The organism is Vulgatibacter sp. (assembly GCF_041687135.1).
Lineage (GTDB): Bacteria > Myxococcota > Myxococcia > Myxococcales > Vulgatibacteraceae > JAWLCN01.
In genome coordinates this window covers 98,565-114,397 of the sequence record NZ_JAWLCN010000001.1, presented here as the reverse complement: position 1 = coordinate 114,397, position 15,833 = coordinate 98,565, and the positions used below count along the sequence as shown (strand labels likewise).

The 15,833-nt window shown below is 72.3% G+C and carries 15 protein-coding genes and 1 tRNA gene; 6 read left to right on the top strand and 10 right to left on the bottom strand.

The window, feature by feature from the left end:
• Positions 1–9: 9 nt before the first annotated feature.
• From ACESMR_RS00560 to ACESMR_RS00545, 4 genes are all read right to left on the bottom strand, one after another.
• Positions 10–924, bottom strand: coding sequence for a hypothetical protein (locus ACESMR_RS00560; RefSeq protein WP_373044135.1), 915 nt, complete (start codon positions 922–924; stop codon positions 10–12).
• A 69-nt stretch (positions 925–993) separates the two neighbouring features.
• Complete coding sequence (locus ACESMR_RS00555) at positions 994–1,206, bottom strand: hypothetical protein (RefSeq protein ID WP_373044133.1); 213 nt, start codon at positions 1,204–1,206, stop codon at positions 994–996.
• A 46-nt stretch (positions 1,207–1,252) separates the two neighbouring features.
• Positions 1,253–2,068: a tetratricopeptide repeat protein gene (locus ACESMR_RS00550; RefSeq protein WP_373044132.1), complete on the bottom strand. Its 816-nt coding sequence runs from the start codon at positions 2,066–2,068 to the stop codon at positions 1,253–1,255.
• A 19-nt stretch (positions 2,069–2,087) separates the two neighbouring features.
• Positions 2,088–2,870 carry an OmpA family protein gene (locus ACESMR_RS00545; RefSeq protein ID WP_373044130.1) on the bottom strand — a complete coding sequence of 261 codons (783 nt, stop codon included), beginning with the start codon at positions 2,868–2,870 and terminating at the stop codon, positions 2,088–2,090.
• A 109-nt stretch (positions 2,871–2,979) separates the two neighbouring features.
• On the opposite strand from ACESMR_RS00545, the gene ACESMR_RS00540 reads away from it, so the two are divergent.
• The 6 genes from ACESMR_RS00540 (at position 2,980) to ACESMR_RS00515 (ending at position 12,274) form a co-directional block, all read left to right on the top strand.
• The gene (locus ACESMR_RS00540; RefSeq protein ID WP_373044129.1) at positions 2,980–4,344 is read left to right on the top strand and encodes a sigma-54-dependent transcriptional regulator; all 1,365 of its coding nucleotides are present in this window, start codon (positions 2,980–2,982) and stop codon (positions 4,342–4,344) included.
• Positions 4,345–4,510: 166 nt separating this feature from the next.
• Positions 4,511–5,437: a tetratricopeptide repeat protein gene (locus tag ACESMR_RS00535; RefSeq protein ID WP_373044128.1), complete on the top strand. Its 927-nt coding sequence runs from the start codon at positions 4,511–4,513 to the stop codon at positions 5,435–5,437.
• Positions 5,438–5,560: 123 nt separating this feature from the next.
• Complete coding sequence (locus tag ACESMR_RS00530; protein ID WP_373044126.1) at positions 5,561–7,966, top strand: penicillin-binding protein 1A; 2,406 nt, start codon at positions 5,561–5,563, stop codon at positions 7,964–7,966.
• On the top strand, positions 7,963–9,261 hold the full coding sequence (locus ACESMR_RS00525) for a hypothetical protein (protein WP_373044124.1): 1,299 nt from the start codon (positions 7,963–7,965) through the stop codon (positions 9,259–9,261). Before ACESMR_RS00530 ends, ACESMR_RS00525 begins: the two co-directional genes overlap by 4 nt.
• A complete protein-coding gene (locus tag ACESMR_RS00520; RefSeq protein ID WP_373044123.1) occupies positions 9,258–10,580 on the top strand; it encodes an ABC transporter substrate-binding protein in 1,323 nt (440 codons plus the stop codon). Before ACESMR_RS00525 ends, ACESMR_RS00520 begins: the two co-directional genes overlap by 4 nt.
• Positions 10,577–12,274: a sensor histidine kinase gene (locus ACESMR_RS00515; RefSeq protein WP_373044121.1), complete on the top strand. Its 1,698-nt coding sequence runs from the start codon at positions 10,577–10,579 to the stop codon at positions 12,272–12,274. Before ACESMR_RS00520 ends, ACESMR_RS00515 begins: the two co-directional genes overlap by 4 nt.
• A gap of 67 nt (positions 12,275–12,341) precedes the next feature.
• Here the strand turns inward: ACESMR_RS00515 and ACESMR_RS00510 are convergent.
• The 6 genes from ACESMR_RS00510 to hscB all read right to left on the bottom strand — a co-directional run bounded on the left by ACESMR_RS00510 (position 12,342) and on the right by hscB (position 15,788).
• Positions 12,342–12,428, bottom strand: a tRNA-Leu gene (locus ACESMR_RS00510).
• Positions 12,429–12,509: 81 nt separating this feature from the next.
• A complete protein-coding gene (locus tag ACESMR_RS00505; RefSeq protein WP_373044120.1) occupies positions 12,510–12,767 on the bottom strand; it encodes a bacterioferritin-associated ferredoxin in 258 nt (85 codons plus the stop codon).
• Positions 12,768–12,771: 4 nt separating this feature from the next.
• A complete protein-coding gene (gene iscX, locus ACESMR_RS00500; protein ID WP_373045201.1) occupies positions 12,772–12,975 on the bottom strand; it encodes a Fe-S cluster assembly protein IscX in 204 nt (67 codons plus the stop codon).
• Between the two features lie 4 nt (positions 12,976–12,979).
• Positions 12,980–13,357, bottom strand: a complete 378-nt coding sequence (locus ACESMR_RS00495; protein WP_373044119.1) for a 2Fe-2S iron-sulfur cluster-binding protein — start codon at positions 13,355–13,357, stop codon at positions 12,980–12,982.
• Positions 13,358–13,360: 3 nt separating this feature from the next.
• Complete coding sequence (hscA, locus tag ACESMR_RS00490; protein WP_373044117.1) at positions 13,361–15,244, bottom strand: Fe-S protein assembly chaperone HscA; 1,884 nt, start codon at positions 15,242–15,244, stop codon at positions 13,361–13,363.
• Entirely contained in the window at positions 15,237–15,788 is a 552-nt protein-coding gene (hscB, locus tag ACESMR_RS00485; RefSeq protein WP_373044116.1) for a Fe-S protein assembly co-chaperone HscB, read from the bottom strand. The genes hscA and hscB overlap by 8 nt, the downstream gene beginning before the upstream one ends.
• Positions 15,789–15,833: the final 45 nt, after the last annotated feature.

Sequence of the window (15,833 nt, the reverse complement as noted above, 5' to 3'; positions counted from 1 at the left end):
CGGCGTCGGTCACCGCGGCAGCAGGTGGGGCTTCTCCTCCGCCTTGCCGTGGGCCTTCTCGAAGGCGTCGACCCGCGCCTGCAGCGCAGGCTGGTCGGCGACGTGCTCGTCGAGGCTGATCTCGCTGGCGCGGAAGCGCCGGCCCTCCGGCATCCCTGCCCCGGCGACCTGCGTCCGCAGCGTGGCGAGGCGGGCCTCGAAGCTCTCGACCATCTTCTCGTAGGTCTTGCGGAGCTCCGGACGCTCGCCGTCGCGGCGCTTCCGTGCCTCGGCGAGGCGCCGCTCGACGTACTCCACCTCGCGGGCGAGGCGATCGGCGCTGCCTGCATCGGCGAGGGCGCCGGCGCCGTCGGGGTGGACCTCGACGACGAGCACCTGCCTGCCGCGGGAGCCGGCCCCCAGGACCCAGCCGCCACCGGGCGCCGCCACCGGCTGGCGCGACTGGCCGTCGTGGGCGGGGACGACGAGATCGATCCCCTCGACGGCGGCGAGGGGCATCGCCTCGGCGGTGGAGCCGTGGACCAGGGCGACCACGAGCTGCGCGCCCCTGGCGCGTAGCTTCGCCGCCTCGGCCTTCGCCGCTGCAGCTGCGTCGGCGGCGACGAGGCCGGCAGGAAGCGTGCCCTTCGCCCAGAGGCCGATCACCCCCACCTGCTTCTCGCCGACGGCGAGGAGCACGGAGGGTTCGAAGGGCTTCTCGCCGCCGGGCCTCTCGAGGTTGGCCGAGAGGAGCGGGATCCCCGCCTCCTTCGCCTCGGCGCGGAGCCAATCGAGGCCCGCAGCGAGATCGCGGTCGCCGACGGCCATCGCCGCGGTTCCGACCTCGGCCATGCCGGCGAGCACCAGGCGCGCCTGCGCCTGCGCCCGCTCGTCGGCCTTCGACGGCAGCTGGAAGAGTGCATCACCGGCGTCGAGGACCAACACGGGCCCCTTCGACCGGCGCTCGGAAATCACGGTGGCTCGACGAGGCAGACCGCCCGTCGGGTGGCTCTTTCAGCCACACGGGGCGATTTCGCCCCAGTTGTCCCCCGTGACGAGAAGGGTGACCGGCGCTGCGGTCACCTCGGCCTGCGAGGCCTGCGTGTTTTTCGTGGCAGGTGCGGCGATGGCTGCGGGCTGCTGCGGCGCGGCCTTCTCCTCGGGCTTCGAGGAGCAGGCCGCCGCAACGAGCACCGCACAGGCGAAGAGAAGCGAGCGGTGTGTCATCGATCGGATGCTACCAGCATCGCCCGCGTCCCCGCCAGCGCCGGCGCTACCGCTTCTTGCCGCCGCCCTGCAGCTGCTTCAGCTTCTCGCGCGCCTGCTTGCCTGCATCCTGCGCAGGGAATTTGGCGGCTTCCTCGAGGAATTGCTTCGCCTCGTTGCGGAGGCCGAGCTGGAGGAAGGAGAGGCCGAGCTTGTAGAGCGCGTCCGGGACGTAGCGGCTGGTCGGCCAGGTCTCCCGGATCTTCTGGTAGGCGAGGATCGCCTCCCGGTACTGCTTCTCGGCGAAATGCGAATCGCCGATGAGCAGCTGCGCCCGGGGCGAGAGCTCGTCGAAGCGCCACTTCTCGATGAACTCGGCGAAGAGCTGCCGCGAGAAGGTGTACTCGCCGCGATCGTGATAGCCCTTCGCCAGATCGAAGAACTTCTGCTTGTCCGCCGGGCGCTGGATCGCCGCCAGCCCCCGCTTCGCCTCGAACTTCTGCAGCGCCTCTTCCCCGCCGAGGGCGGCGATGCGCTGCTCGAGGGCTTCGAAGCGCTTGGCGAATTCCTCGTCGCGGAATTGCTGGGTGGCGAGGTCGCCGCGGAGCATCTGGACCTGGCGCAGGAGATCGTCGGTCGCCGCCGCCACCGATGCGGTGGTGCGGGTCGAGCTCTTGGTCAGGTCGTCGAGGGTTGCCTGGAGCTTCTCGAGCTGCGCGGCGAGCTGGCGACGGGTCTCGTCGAGCTGGGCGCGGTTCTCGGCGGTGGCGTTCTCGAGGGCGACGACGCGCTCTTCGAGAGCACTTCCGGTCCAGTAGGGGTAGCAGGCGGCCGTCGCCTGGAGGGCGACGGCCGCGAGCACGACGTGGAACTTGTGGTTCATCACGCCGACTATGCCTCAATCAGCGGGTGACTTCGAATTCGGCGCGGCGGTTCTGCTCCCACGCGCTCTCGCTCGACTCGTCGACGAGCGGCCGCTCCTCGCCGAAGCCGGTGGTGCGGAGGCGGTCCGCCCCGACGCCGAGGCTGGTGAGGTAGCGCTTCACCGCGTCGGCGCGGCGCTGGCTGAGGAGCATGTTGTACTCGTCGGTGCCGCGCTCGTCCGCGTGGCCCTCGACGACGACGCTGGCGCCGGCGTACTGGTTCGACTGCAGGCAGTCGGCGAGCGCCTGGAGGTTGCTCTGCGCCTCCGAGGTCAGGGTCGACTCGTTGAAGGGGAAGCGCACCGGGCCGGCAGGCTCGCAGCGCACGACCTCGGGGGTCCGGCAGAAGCCGTCGATGCAGGCGCGGCCGCCGGTGCAGTCCTCGTCGCTCTGGCAGGCGAGCGAACGGCAAGCGCCGCCGACGCACTCGAAGCCGGTGCCGCACTGCGCGTCGCTCTGGCACGAGCTGCAACGGTTGTTCACACAGGCCTGATCCTCGGGGCAGTCGGCCTTCGAGGTGCAGTAACCCGCGATGGGCACGCAGCGGTTGGCACCGGGCGTGCTGTCGTCACACTCGAAGCCGGCCTTGCAGTCGGAATCGGTGCCGCACTCCTGGCAGGTGCCGTTCACGCACATGCCGGCCTGCTGGCCGTCGACCACGCAGTCGTCGTTGTCGTTGCAGTTGGGGTAGCTGGGGGGGCAACCAGTGAGCAGGCCGAGCATGCCGACGGCGCCAAGAGCGAGCAGAATCCGAGAGTTCATCGGTGGGTCCTCCGATAGGTACGCGCCTTCTAGCTAGGTGCTACGCGCGCTGTCAACGGGTAATCGCTGTCGAAAATCGGTTAGAATTACTTTGCGTTAGGAGATTTTGATGGCCGCTACCGTGCTCGTCGTCGACGACGAGCGAAATATCCTCTTGACCTTCGGCCAGGCGCTCCGGCTCGCCGGACACGCCACGGAGACGGCGTCCAGCGGAAAAGAGGCCCTGGAGCGCCTGCTCGCCAGGCCGATTGACGTGGTCCTCCTCGACGTCAAGCTCCCCGACGAGGACGGTCTGCAAATTCTCCAACAGATCCGAAAAACACGCAAAGGGATCCCGATCGTCATGATGTCCGGCCACGGGACCATCGACGTGGCGGTCCAGGCCGTTCGCCTGGGCGCATTGGATTTCCTCGAGAAACCCGTGGCAAAGGAACGGCTCCTCGTCGCTGTGGAGAACGCGCTCCGCCACAAGGCGATGGCGGACGAGCTCGACGAGCTGCGGGCCGCGCGCGGCACCTTCGACATGGTGGGCGGCGGCAGGCAGATGAGCGCGCTCTTCGACAGGCTCCGCCGCGCGGCGCCTTCCGAGGGGCGGGTGCTGATCACCGGCGAGAACGGCACCGGCAAGGAGCTGATCGCCCGCGCGATCCACGAGAACAGCCGCCGCAAGGACGGGCCCTTCGTGAAGCTCAACTGTGCAGCGGTACCGGCGGAGCTGATCGAGAGCGAGCTCTTCGGGCACGAGCGCGGCGCGTTCACCGGCGCCCATGCGGCGCGGAAGGGAAAGTTCGAGCTCGCCGACAAGGGCACGCTCTTTCTCGACGAGGTGGGCGACATGCCCGCCGCCATGCAGGCGAAGCTGCTGCGGGTGCTGCAGGAGGGCGAATTCGAGCGGGTGGGCGGCACCAGCACGCTCACCGCCGACGTCCGCGTGATCGCGGCGACCAACAAGGATCTGCCGAAGGAGATCGAGGAGGGGCGCTTTCGCGAGGATCTCTACTACCGGCTCAACGTGGTGCCGATCCACGCGCCGCCGCTGCGCGAGCGCAAGGAGGACATCCCGGCGCTCGTGGCGTCCTTCGTGCGCGAGGCGTGCGAGCGCAACGGCCGGCGGCAGATGGAGGCGTCGCCCGAGGCGATGGCGGCGCTGCAGCTCCACGACTACCCGGGGAACGTGCGCGAGCTCCGCAACCTGGTGGAGCGGCTCGTGATCCTCTCCGACGGGCCGGTGCTCGGCGCGGCGGACGTGGCGATGGCGCTACCCGGCGCGCGGAAGGCGAAGAGCGGCGGCTACCGCGAGGGCGCGAGCTTCAACGAGCTGGTGGAGGAGGCGGAGCGGGAGATCCTGCTCGGCGCTCTCGCCGTGCACGGCGACAGCCCGACGGAAGCGTCGCGGGCGCTCGGCATGGACCGCGGCCATCTCTACAAGAAGCTCAAGGCTCTCGGCGTGAAGCGGGGTGGCGGCGAGGCGTAACGGAGGGCCACACGTGGCCCTCCTGCCGCACGGCGCGTCCGAGGGGCCACGGCGATCGCCCGCCGGCCCGCCGAAACGCTGCAAGCAGGGCATTTCCCGGTGCTGGCACGGCGGTCGCAATCCCCCCCTGCAGCGGCCCACACGAAGTGGCCGCGGGAGGATCGCGATGAACCGTACCGCTCGCCTCACCGCCTCGCTCCTCGCAGCGGCGCTCGTCGGCTGCAGCGAGAGCCAGCCCGCCCCCACCGGCGCACAGCAGCCCACACCGCAGCCGGTGGTCGTCGACGCGCCGCTGCGGCCGCAGGTGGTTCCGCCGCCGACAGCCCCTTCACCTGCGCCTGCGCCGGAGGCGATCGCCCTCGGCCTCGCCCACGAGGCCTGCACGCTCGACGCGGAAGCGCACCTGGCGGAGGGGCGCACGCTCGCCGCTGCGGGGGAGAAGAAGCCGGCGCTCGCTGCCTTCCGCAAGGCGCTCGACCACGACCCCACCTCCTCCGACGCCGCTGCGGCGATCGCCCACCACGCCGCAGCCGCAGGCGAGCGCACCCTCGGCAGGCAGGCCGCCTCGCTCTGGGCCGCCCTCGCGCCCGACGACGCGACCCCGCTCCTCCGCGGCGCCCGCCTCGCCCTCGACGCAGCGGACGACGAGGAGGCCCTCGCCCTGGCGAACCGCGCGCTGCTGCGCGATGCGGAGAGCGCCGAGGCCTACCACCTCAAGGGCCGCCTCTTCTTCCGGGCGGAGCAATTCGGCGCGGCGATCGCCGCCTTCGAGAGCGCGGTGGAGCTCGATCCCGGCCACGCCCACGCCTTCAACGGCAAGGGACTCTCGCACCTGCGCGTGGGCCAGTGGAAGGAGGCGATGGAGGCGCTGACCGCCGCCACCCTGCTCCGCCCCGACGTGGCCTACATGCACAACAACCTCGGCATCGCCTACGAAAAGCTCGGCTACACCACCGAGGCCCTCGCCGAGTACCGGATGGCCGTCACCCTCGCGCCCCGCTACGTGAAGGCGCAGGTGAACTTCCAGCGGCTCAGCGCCATCGCCGACGCGCAGTACTTCGTGTTGGAGCGGGAGGCGCCGCTCGAGGAGTAGCGGCGTTGCGCCGCGGGCGGCGTGGTGCTTCTCTACGCCGCCCCGGCGGGCGCCCGGGGAGGGAGCGGCGCCCCGCCGCTGTTGGTGGGAACAATGCCTTCCGGCGTAGGATGGGCCCTATCGATGTCTCGCAACCGCACCGCACAGCGAACCGGCAGCCGCGCACGCACCACGAAGAAGAAGCGCGGCAGCCTCCTCGGCAAGCTCCTGCTCCTCTGCCTGGTGCTGGCCCTCACCGGCGGCGTCTTCGCCGGCGGCGTCCTCCTCTGGATGTCCCGCGACCTGCCGCGCTTCGACAAGCTCGTGGACTACGAGCCCAAGGAGGCGACCCGCGTCTTCGCGTCCGACGGGCGCCTGGTCGCCACCTTCCAGGACGAGAGGCGGACGGTGGTGCCGCCTGCCGAGATCCCCGAGGTGCTCAAGCGCGCGATCCTCGCTGCGGAGGACGCCGAATTCTACCAGCACGAGGGGCTCGACTACGCAGGCATCGCCCGGGCCTTCGTGAAGAACCTGCTCTCCGGCCAGACGAAGCAGGGGGCCTCCACGATCACGCAGCAGGTGGTGAAGACCTTCCTGCTCACGCCCGAGCGCACCTACGAGCGCAAACTCAAGGAGGTGATCCTCGCCAGGCGGATCGAGGAGAACCTCACCAAGGACGAGATCCTCTACCTCTACCTGAACCAGATCTACTTCGGCCACGGCCGCTACGGCGTGGAGGAGGCGGCGCGCTGGTACTTCGGCAAGGGCGTGAAGGACGTCACCCTCGGCGAGGCGGCGATGCTCGCGGGGCTGCCCCAGTCGCCGGCGCGGCTCTCGCCGATCAGCCACCCCGAGCGCGCGAAGCAGCGGCAGCGCTACGTCCTCGGGCGCATGCTCGAGAACGGCTGGATCAGCCAGAAGGAGTTCGACGCCGAGATCGACCGGCCGATCCGCGTCGCCGCCCGTCCGCCCGACGCGCCGGGGCCCTACTACGTCGAGGAAGTCCGCCGCTACCTGGTCGATCGCTACGGCAACGAGGCGGTGCTCACCGGCGGGCTGCAGGTACACGTGGGCATGGACGTCGAGGTGCAGCGCGCCGCGGATGCGGCGCTGCGCACCGGGCTCGTCGCCTACGACAGGCGGCAGGGCTGGCGTGGGGCGAAGGTGCAGCTGGACGAGGAGCGCCGCACCCGCGCGGCGAAGCGCGCCGAGCGGGTCTCCGCCGACATGCTCGTCGACGTGCGCGACGCGAGCGCGGTGGTCCCGAAGGCGGGTGTGCTCGTTGCCGGCGCGGTGGAGAAGGTCACCGCCGCCGGCGCGACGCTCTGGTTCGGCAAGCGCACCGTGGAACTTCCCGCGTCGGGCCTGCGCTGGACCGGCAAGAAGCCGGTCGACGCGCTGAAGAAGGGCGACGTCGTCCTCACCGAGATCACGAAGGTCGAGGGGACGAAGATCGGCCTGCAGCTCGCCCAGGAGCCCGAGGCGGACGGCGCGCTGGTGGCGATCGATCCGAAGACGCGGCGGGTCCGCGCCCTCGCTGGCGGCTTCGATTTCGGCCGCAGCTCCTTCGATCGCGCGATGCAGGCGAAGCGGCAGCCGGGCTCCGCCTTCAAGCCCTTCGTCTTCGGCGCTGCGCTGGAGAGCGGCAGGTGGACCGCCGCGAGCCTGGTGGTCGACGCGCCGGAGACCTTCCGCGATCCGTGGACCGGGAAGGAATGGAAGCCCCGCAACTACGATCGCGATGCCTTCGACGGCACGATGACCCTGCGCAGCGCCTTGGCGAAGTCGAAGAATACGGTGGCGGTCCGGCTCATCTCCGAGCTGGGCGTCGATCCGGTGGTCGAGTTCGCGCGGCGGTCGGGGATCGCCGGCTCGCTGCCGGAGAACCTCACCCTCGCCCTCGGTACCGGTGAGGTGACGCCGATGGAGCTGGCCAACGCCTACGCCACCATCGCCTCCGGCGGGCTCGCCGGCGAGCCGGTGCTGGTGGAGAAGGTGGTCGATCGCAACGGCGAGGTGCTCGAGGAGGCGCGGCCGCAGCTGCGCCCGGCGATCTCCCCCGCCCTCGCCTACGTGCTCGGCGAGCTGCTCCAGGCGGTGGTCACCGAGGGCACCGGCAAGGCGGCCGCGGTGCTGGGCAGGCCCACCGCCGGCAAGACCGGCACCACCAGCGACGGCCGCGACGCCTGGTTCGCCGGCTTCACCGCGGATCTCGCTGCGGTCTCGTGGGTGGGCTACGACGATCACCGGCCGCTGGGCCGCGGCGAGACCGGCGGGCGCACCGCCCTGCCCGCCTGGATCGACCTGATGAAGGCGGCGCACCAGGGCCTGCCGCCCCGCGACTTCCCCGTTCCCGAGGGCGTGGAGCAGGTGCTCATCGATCGCGCCACCGGGCTCCTCGCAGCGGAGGGCGCCACCGACGAGGCGGCGGTGACCACCGCCTTCGTCGCCGGCACCGCCCCCACCGAGCAGGCGGTGGCGCCGGGCATGGCGCCGGGCGACGTGCCGATGGAGCTCTTCCTCGGGGGATCGGAAGGCCTCGTCCCTTGACGCGGCTCGCGCCTGCGCTGCTCTGCCTGCTCCTCGGCGCCCCCGTCGGCGCCGCAGCCGCCGGTGGTGCGGCCAGCGAGGTGCGGGACGTCGCTGCGCTCGACGCGGTCGCCACGTCGGTCGCCACCCGGGTGGCGGCGCTTTTCCCGCCAGCCACCACCCGACTCGCCCTCGGGGTGGACGCGCGGGTGCGGCGGCTCGGCTCCGCTGCGGAGCTCGCCCTCGCCGCTGCGCTGCGGAAGGCGGGCTTCGCCCCGCCGCTGGCCGCCCGCTCCGCAGTAGAAGCGCTGGCAGCGGGCGCCGACGCCCTCGTCACACTCCGGCTCGAGATCGCCGGTGGCGCGCTGGTGGCAGCAGGCGAGGTGCGGCCGGTTCGCTCCAATTTCTTCACCGGCGCCGCGCTCTCGGCTGGTGGCGCGCTGCTCGCCGAGGCACCTGCGGACGCAGCGGCGCGCCTCCTCGCCGGAAGGCTCGCCACCGGCCCCCTCGAGGTGGAGTGGGCCCGCTTCGCCACGCTTCCGACAGCGCCGCTGGCGCTGGCGGTGGGCCACCTCGGCGGCGTGCCCCACGTGGCGGCGATCACCCGGGACGAGCTCGTGCTCTTCGACGCCGCCGGTGCGGAGGTGACGCGGCTCGTACTGGAGGGCACGGGCGTCGCCTCGCGTGATCCCCGCGCCGGCGTCGTGGTCGCCGGCGACCGCGTCCGCTACGCGCTGCCGCTGCGCGGAAGCGCCGCGGTTCTGCGCCTCGAGCGCGGCAGGTTGATCCACGAGGAAGCGGCACCTGCCGACGTGATCCCCCTCGCCGCAGGGGAGGCCGGCGTACTCGCCGCGCTGCAGGCGCCGGGCGGCAACCTCTTCGGCCCGATGCTCCTGCGTGCGCGCCCCGCTTCCCCCGCAGCGCCGCTGGCCGGCACGCTCGAGAACCCCTTCGTCGCCGCGCTCGCCGCACCGCACGCCGGGGCGACGCCCTTCGGCGTGATCGACGTGGACGGCACCTTCGTCCCCCTCGACGCCGAGCTCACGCCGCACGCGCCGATACGCGGCATCGGCGACGCAGCCGCCCTCGCCGATCTCGACGGCGACGGAACGCCGGAGCTGGTGGCGAGCGCCCGCACCGCCGCCGGTCCGGACGTGGTGCGGGTGATCCCACCTGGCGGCGGACGCCCCGTGGAAGCGGCGCCGCGCGACGTGCCGCTCCTCACCGCCGCCGCGGGCGATCTCGGCGCGGGCGAGGTGGTGGTCTTCGGCGCCGCCGACGGCACGCTTCACCTCCTGCGGCGGGTGACGCGATGATCCGCCGCCTCCCCCTTGCAGCGACGCTCCTCCTCCTCGCCACCGCCGCAGGGGCCGGCGTGCGCCCCCGCTACGGCGGCACCGTAACGGCAGCGCTGCCCCAGCAGCGGATCGATCCCGATCCGGCAGGGGCCGACACGGTGGCGGAGCTCTTCGTCGCATCGCTCCTCCACCAGCCCCTGCTGCGCCGCACGGCGGACGGCGCCCTCGCCCCGGTGCTCCTCGCCGAGGTGCCGCGGAGCAACGACGGCGGCAGGCGCTTCCACCTGCTGCTGCGCGAGGGCCTGCGCTTCCACGACGGCAGGCCGATCCGCGCCACCGATCTCGCCGCCTCGCTGCGCCGCCTCGACGGCGGGCCGTGGGCGGCGCTGGTGCTGGCGGTGGAGCGGATCACCCCGCGCTCGGAGCACGAGGTCGAGGTGCACCTCGCCTTCCCCTACCCCCGCTGGCCGGAGGCGCTGGCGGAGGTGGCGGCCTCGGTGGTCCCGGCCAACTTCACCACCGACGCGCCGCTCGGCGCGGGGCCCTTCCGCCTGGCAGCGCCGCACCGCCTCGAGGCCTTCGCCGGCCACGTGGACGGCCGTCCCTTCATCGACGCCGTGCACCTGCAGCCGCAGCCCGATCGCCGCGCAGCAGGCCGCCTGGTCGGCGCCGGCAGGGCGGAGCTCGGCCCGGTGCGCGGCGAAGGCGCGCCGCTCGCCACCTGGATCTTCGTCCACCCCTCGCTCGGCATGGACGTCGCCGGCGCCGTCGATCGCACCGATCTCGTGCGCTGGTTCGTCCCCGGGGCTGCGGCGCCCTTCGACCGGCTGCTGCCTTCGCCCCACCACGCGCCGGCGCCCGCCGCTGCGCAAGGGACGAAGACGCCGCCCGGCCCGGTGGCCCTGCTCTACGATCCGGCGGTGGAGGGCCACCGGCAGGTGGCGGAGCGGATCCAGCTCCGGCTCCACGATCGCGGGGTGCGGGTGCAGCTCGATCCCCTCGGCGAGGTGCGCGAGCGAGCTGCGGCCGGCACCTTCCAGCTGGCGCTGGTGCAGCTCCCCCTTCCCGCCGATCCCGGCCTCGCCGCTGCCTCGCTGCTCCACGCCGCAGGCCGCGGCGGCGACGCGCGCCGGCTCCTCGCGCAGGTGGGCAAAGCCGGCAGTGGCAAGGACGAAGCGGCCCGCGCCACCGCCTCGGCCCTCGCCGGCGTGCGGGGGATCCTCCCGCTCTACGCCGGCACCGAGCGCGTGCTCCCCGCAAGCGGCACGCGCATCCAGCGCGGCGGCCCCGACCTCGCGGAGAGCTGGCTCCTGCCGGAACCGGAGGACGCTCCTTGACGCTCGCCACCCGTCTCGCCCTCGCCTTCGCGCTGGTGGCGACGCTGCCGCTGCTGGCGGTGGCGCCCCTCGTCCTCCGCGAGGTGACCGGCGCGTTCGAGGTCGAGCTCGATCGCCGCCTCGCCGCAGCGGTGCGGGTGGTGGAGACCGAGCAGAAGGCCACCGGGGCAGCGGTGGTGCGCGCCCTAGACGCGGTGGCAGGCAGCGAGCTCCTCCGCACCGTGGCGATCGAGCCCATCGACGGCGGCGATCCCGCCGCGCTCGTCTCCGTCGCCGGCGAGATGATGGAGGCAGGCGGCCTCGAGGTCCTCGCCCTCCTCGACGACGAGGGGCGGATCCTCTCCTCGGGCCACCTGCCCGCCCGTGTCGGCGATCCCGACCTCGCCTCCCTCGCCCTCTCGCGCATCCAGCCCTCCACGCCGGTGGCCCGCTTCGTCGAGATCCGCGACGGCGGCAGGATCCGCAGCTCGCTGGCGCTGGTGGCGGCGCGCCCCTTCACCTGGGGCAACATCCGGCTCCACGTCGTCGCCGGCACGCTGCTGGGGCCGGTCTTCGTCCGCCGCCTCGGCGCCACCGCCGGCAGCACGGTCGAGCTGCTCGACGGCAGGGGCGACGTCCTCACCAGGTCCCCGGCGCCGGACAACGACCTCCCCGGCGCAGCGCTCCTCGGGCTCCTCCCGGCGCCGAGCGCGAAGGCCCGCCCCCTCGCCCTGCCCGGCGACACCGGCGTGCAGCTGCAGGTCCACGCAGGCGCCCACTCGCTGGCGGTGGCGCAGGCGCGGATCGTCGGCGTGCTCGCCCTCTTCCTCCTCGCCTCGGTGGCGCTGGCCACGCTCCTCGGCGCCTTCCTCGCCAGGCGCATCGTGCGCCCGGTGGAAGCCCTCGCAGCGGGCGCCGCCACCGTGGCCCGCGGCGACCTCTCCCACCGCGTCGACGTGCGCGCAGGCGGCGAGGTGGGGGCGCTGGTGGAGGCGTTCAACCGGATGACCGCGGACCTCCTCCGGGAGCGCGAGCGCGCCGCGGTGGCCGAGCGGATCGCAGCGTGGCAGGAGGTGGCCCGGCGCCTCGCCCACGAAATCAAGAACCCGCTCACGCCGATCGCGATGTCGGTGGAGACCCTGCGGGACGCACACCGGGCGAGGAGTCCGCTCCTCGACGAGATCTTCGAGGAGTCCTCGGGCGCGGTGCTCGAGGAGGTGGGCCGGCTCAAGAAGATCGTCGACGAATTCTCTCGATTCGCGCGGCTGCCGCCGCCGCAGCTCGAGGTGATCGAGCCGCGGCAGCTGGTGGCGCCGCTCCTCGCCCTCTACGCCACGGCGCCTGCTGGGATCGAGCTCCGCGCCACGGTCGACGAGGCCTTGCCGCAGGTGCGCGCGGACCGCGACCAGATCCTCCAGGTGCTGCTCAACCTGGTGCAGAACGGCGAGCAGGCGATGGGCGGCAGGGGCCTCGTGCGGCTCCACGCCCACCTGCAGGAGGGCGGCGTCGCCTTCGACGTGGACGACCGGGGCCCCGGGCTGCCGGCTTCGGATCGCGAGCGGATCTTCGAGCCCTGGTTCACCACCAAGGACGCGGGCACGGGCCTCGGGCTCGCCATCGCCCGCCGCATCGCCGAGGAGCACGGCGGCAGCCTCGAGGCGCTCGAGGCGCCTGGCGGCGGCGCCCGTTTCCGGCTCCTGCTGCCGGCTGCGTGAAGGCATGCCGGAAAAGTCGAAGGGCCGATCCACATCGCTGTGAACCGGCCCTTCTGATGCCTTGCTATGGTGCCCAGGAGAGGACTCGAACCTCCACGGAGTTGCCCCCACTAGACCCTGAATCTAGCGTGTCTACCAATTCCACCACCTGGGCGTAGGCGGCATGTGGGGCGGTCTTGTACGTGCGACCGCCCGGTCTCGTCAAGCAGGAAGATGCCCTTTCGCCGGGCACCCTCTATCCAACCCGCCTCGTGCAGCGGACGATTTCCTCCACCTGCAGCAGGCAGCTCCCGCAGCCGGTGGTGGCGCCGGTGCGCCGGGCGATCTCCGCCACGTCGCACCCTTGCGCCGCGAGGGCCTCGATCTCGCGCTCCTCGACGCAATGGCAGCGGCAGACGAGGACGAGCCGCGGCCCGAACGCCGCGGGCCAGGCGTCGTCCTCGTCCCGGATCGCTTCGAGCTCGTCGAGCTCCGCGTGGTCCCAGCCTGCCAAGCGGCTAGTCCTCGACCTCGTCGAGCCAGGCCATCTGGATCGCCTCGAGCAGCTTCTCGTTGCTCTTCTGCGGATCGTCGTCGAAGCCCGGCAGCTCGGTGATCCAGCGGTGCAGATCGGTGAAGCGCACCGTGAGCGGCTTCACGTCCGGATGCCGCTCGGCGAGCTCGATGGCGATGTCGCGCACGTCGGTCCACTGCATCTTCAGGCTCCTACTTGCGCAGGTCCTCACCACGGGCCTCTGCCTCGTGGCGCGCCGCGGGATTCTCGTCGTACCAGGCCTTCACCGACTCCTGGCTCACCTCGACCACGAGGTCCTTGTTGCCCACCTCGACCTGGCAGCCGAGGCGCGACTGTGGCCGCACGTCGAAGGCCTTGTCGAGGATGTCCTCCTCGCGCTCGCTCGGCTCCTCCACCGTGGGCAGCCCCTCGCGCACGTAGACGTGGCAGGTGGAGCAGGCGCAGACGCCGCCGCAGGAGTGGCCCACCTTGACCCCGCGCTCCTCCACCTTCTCCGCTGCCTCGAGGATGGTGGTGCCCGGCTGCACCTCCACCGAGACATCCCAATTGACGAACGTGACTTTCGGCATGGCCTACTCCCCGAACTCCTCGACCGAGTGGCCCTGCAGCGCACCCTGGATCGCTCGCTCCATCCGGCGCCTGGCGAACTCCGCCGACGCGTGGTCGAGGTCGCTGATCGCCAGGTTGATCCTGTCGTGATCGTTGGTCTGCACCGCTGCGGCGAGCTTGCCCTCCGCCTCGGCGATCTTCTCGCGCTCGCCCGGCTGCAGCAGCGCGGCGTCACCCGCCATCGCCTTGTGCAGATCGTTGAGCACGCGCTGCGCCTCGACCTTCGCTTCGGTGGCGAGGCGCACCGCCACGTCCTCCTCGGCGTTCTCGAGGGAGGCGATGAGCATGTCCTCGACCTGCTCGTCGGTGAGGCCGTGGGAGGGCTTCACCGTGATCGACTGCTCGACCCCGGTCGTGAGCTCCTTGGCGCTGACGCTCAAGATGCCGTCGGCGTCGACGGCGAAGGTGACCTGCACGCGCCCCAGGTTCGCCGGCATCGGCGGGATCCCCGAGAGCCGGAAGCGCGCCAGCGAGCGGCAATCCTGCACCAGCTCGCGCTCGCCCTGGAGCACGTGGATGTCCATGGCGTTCTGGCCGTCGGCGTAGGTGGTGAAGATCTGCGCCGCGGAGGTGGGGATGGTCGAGTTGCGGTGGATGATCTTCTCCACGACGCCCCCCATCGTCTCCACGCCCAGCGAGAGCGGGATCACGTCGAGGAGGAGCATGTCCTCGCGGGGCTTGCCGGCGAGGTTCTCCGCCTGGATCGCTGCGCCCAGCGCCACCACCTGGTCGGGATCGATGTCGGCGAGCGGCTGCTTCCCGCCGAAGATCTCGGAGACGAAGCGGCGCACCAGGGGGAGCCTCGTGGAGCCGCCCACCAGCACCACGCCGTCGATGTTCGTGGGCTCGAGCTCCGCGTCGCGCAGGGCGCGGCGGCAGGCCACCGCGGTGCGCTGCACGAGCCCCGCGATCAGCGCCTCGAACTGCGCCCGCGTCACCTCCACCTCGACGGTGCGCTCGGGAAGCTGCAGCAGCGCCACGGTGCGCTCCTTCGCGGAGAGCTCGTGCTTCGCCGCGCGGGCGGCGTAGAGCGCCGCCTGCACCGCGTGCGGATCGGCGCGCAGATCGCGGCCGAGCGCCGAGGAGATCTGCTCGAGGAGCACGCCTGCCAGCGCGCGATCGAAATCGTCGCCGCCCAGGGCCGAGTCGCCGGCGGTGCTCTTCACCTCGAAGACGCCCTCCACCAGCCGCAGGATGGAGACGTCGAAGGTGCCGCCGCCGAGGTCGTAGACGGCGAAGGTGCCCTGCGCCCTGCGGTCGAGGCCGTAGGCCACCGCCGCAGCGGTGGGCTCGTTGAGGAGCCGCAGCACCTCGAGGCCCGCGAGCCGGCCTGCGTCCTTGGTGGCCTGCCGCTGCGCATCGTCGAAATAGGCGGGGACGGTGATCACCGCGCCGCCCACCTTCTCGTCGAGGGCTGCCTCCGCCTTGCGGCGCAGGTGCTTGAGGATCTCCGCGGAGACCTCCACCGGCGAGACGACCTTCGCGCCCACGTCGAAGCGCACGATGGCGTCGCCGGGCGCCCCCGCGAAGCGGTAGTGGCCGAGGCGCTTCGTTTCCGCGTCGTCCGGGCCCTTGCCCATGAAGCGCTTCACCGAGGCGATGGTCTCGTGGGGATGGGTGGCCGCCTTCTCGCGGGCCTCCCGGCCCACCATGGTGGAGCCGTCCTCGAGGTAGTGCACCACCGACGGACAGAGCACCTCGCCGTCCGGCGAGACGGGCACCGCGCGGGGCTGCCCCGCCCCGTCGACGAAGGCGACGAGCGAGTGGGTGGTGCCGAGATCGATCCCAACCGGCTTCCCGTAGGGCCGAAGGGGATCGCGGATCTGCAGAAGGCCGGACTCAGCCATGGTTCTCCTCGAAGGCCTCGTCCTCCCAGGCCCTCACCTCACCGAGGAAGCGGTCGTAGTAGCGCAGCACCGAGAGCTGCCGCGCTGCTTCCTCGTCGTCGTTTCGGTCGAATGCGTTCCCGAGGGCCTCGAGGGCCGCTGCCCGATCCCGCCGCACCTTCGCGGCGAGGGCCTCCACCTCGGCGATCTTCTTCGCGGCGCGGGCCTCGTCGAAGGCCTCCCGCTGCTCCATCACCTCGAGGAGGAAGCCCGGCGGCAGGTACTTCCCCGCGCCCTGGGCGCCGCCCTCACCGAGGTCGATGCCGCGCAGCTGGAGCAGGTAGGCGGCGCGCCGCGACGGATCCTTGAGCACACGCCAGGCGTCGTTCAGGGCAATGGTCTTCTCGAGGGCGAGGCGCCGCGCCGTGGGGCCGCCTGCAGCGTGGCGGTCGGGGTGGAGCAGCCGCGACAGCTCGCGGAAGCGCTCCTCGAGCGCCTTCTCGTCGATACGGAAGCCCGGCGCCAGGCCGAGGGTCTCGAAATGATCCGCCACCGTTTCCCTCATGCGGCGCAGCGCCTCCCGGGAGACGCCGGACGCGACCGCTGCTTA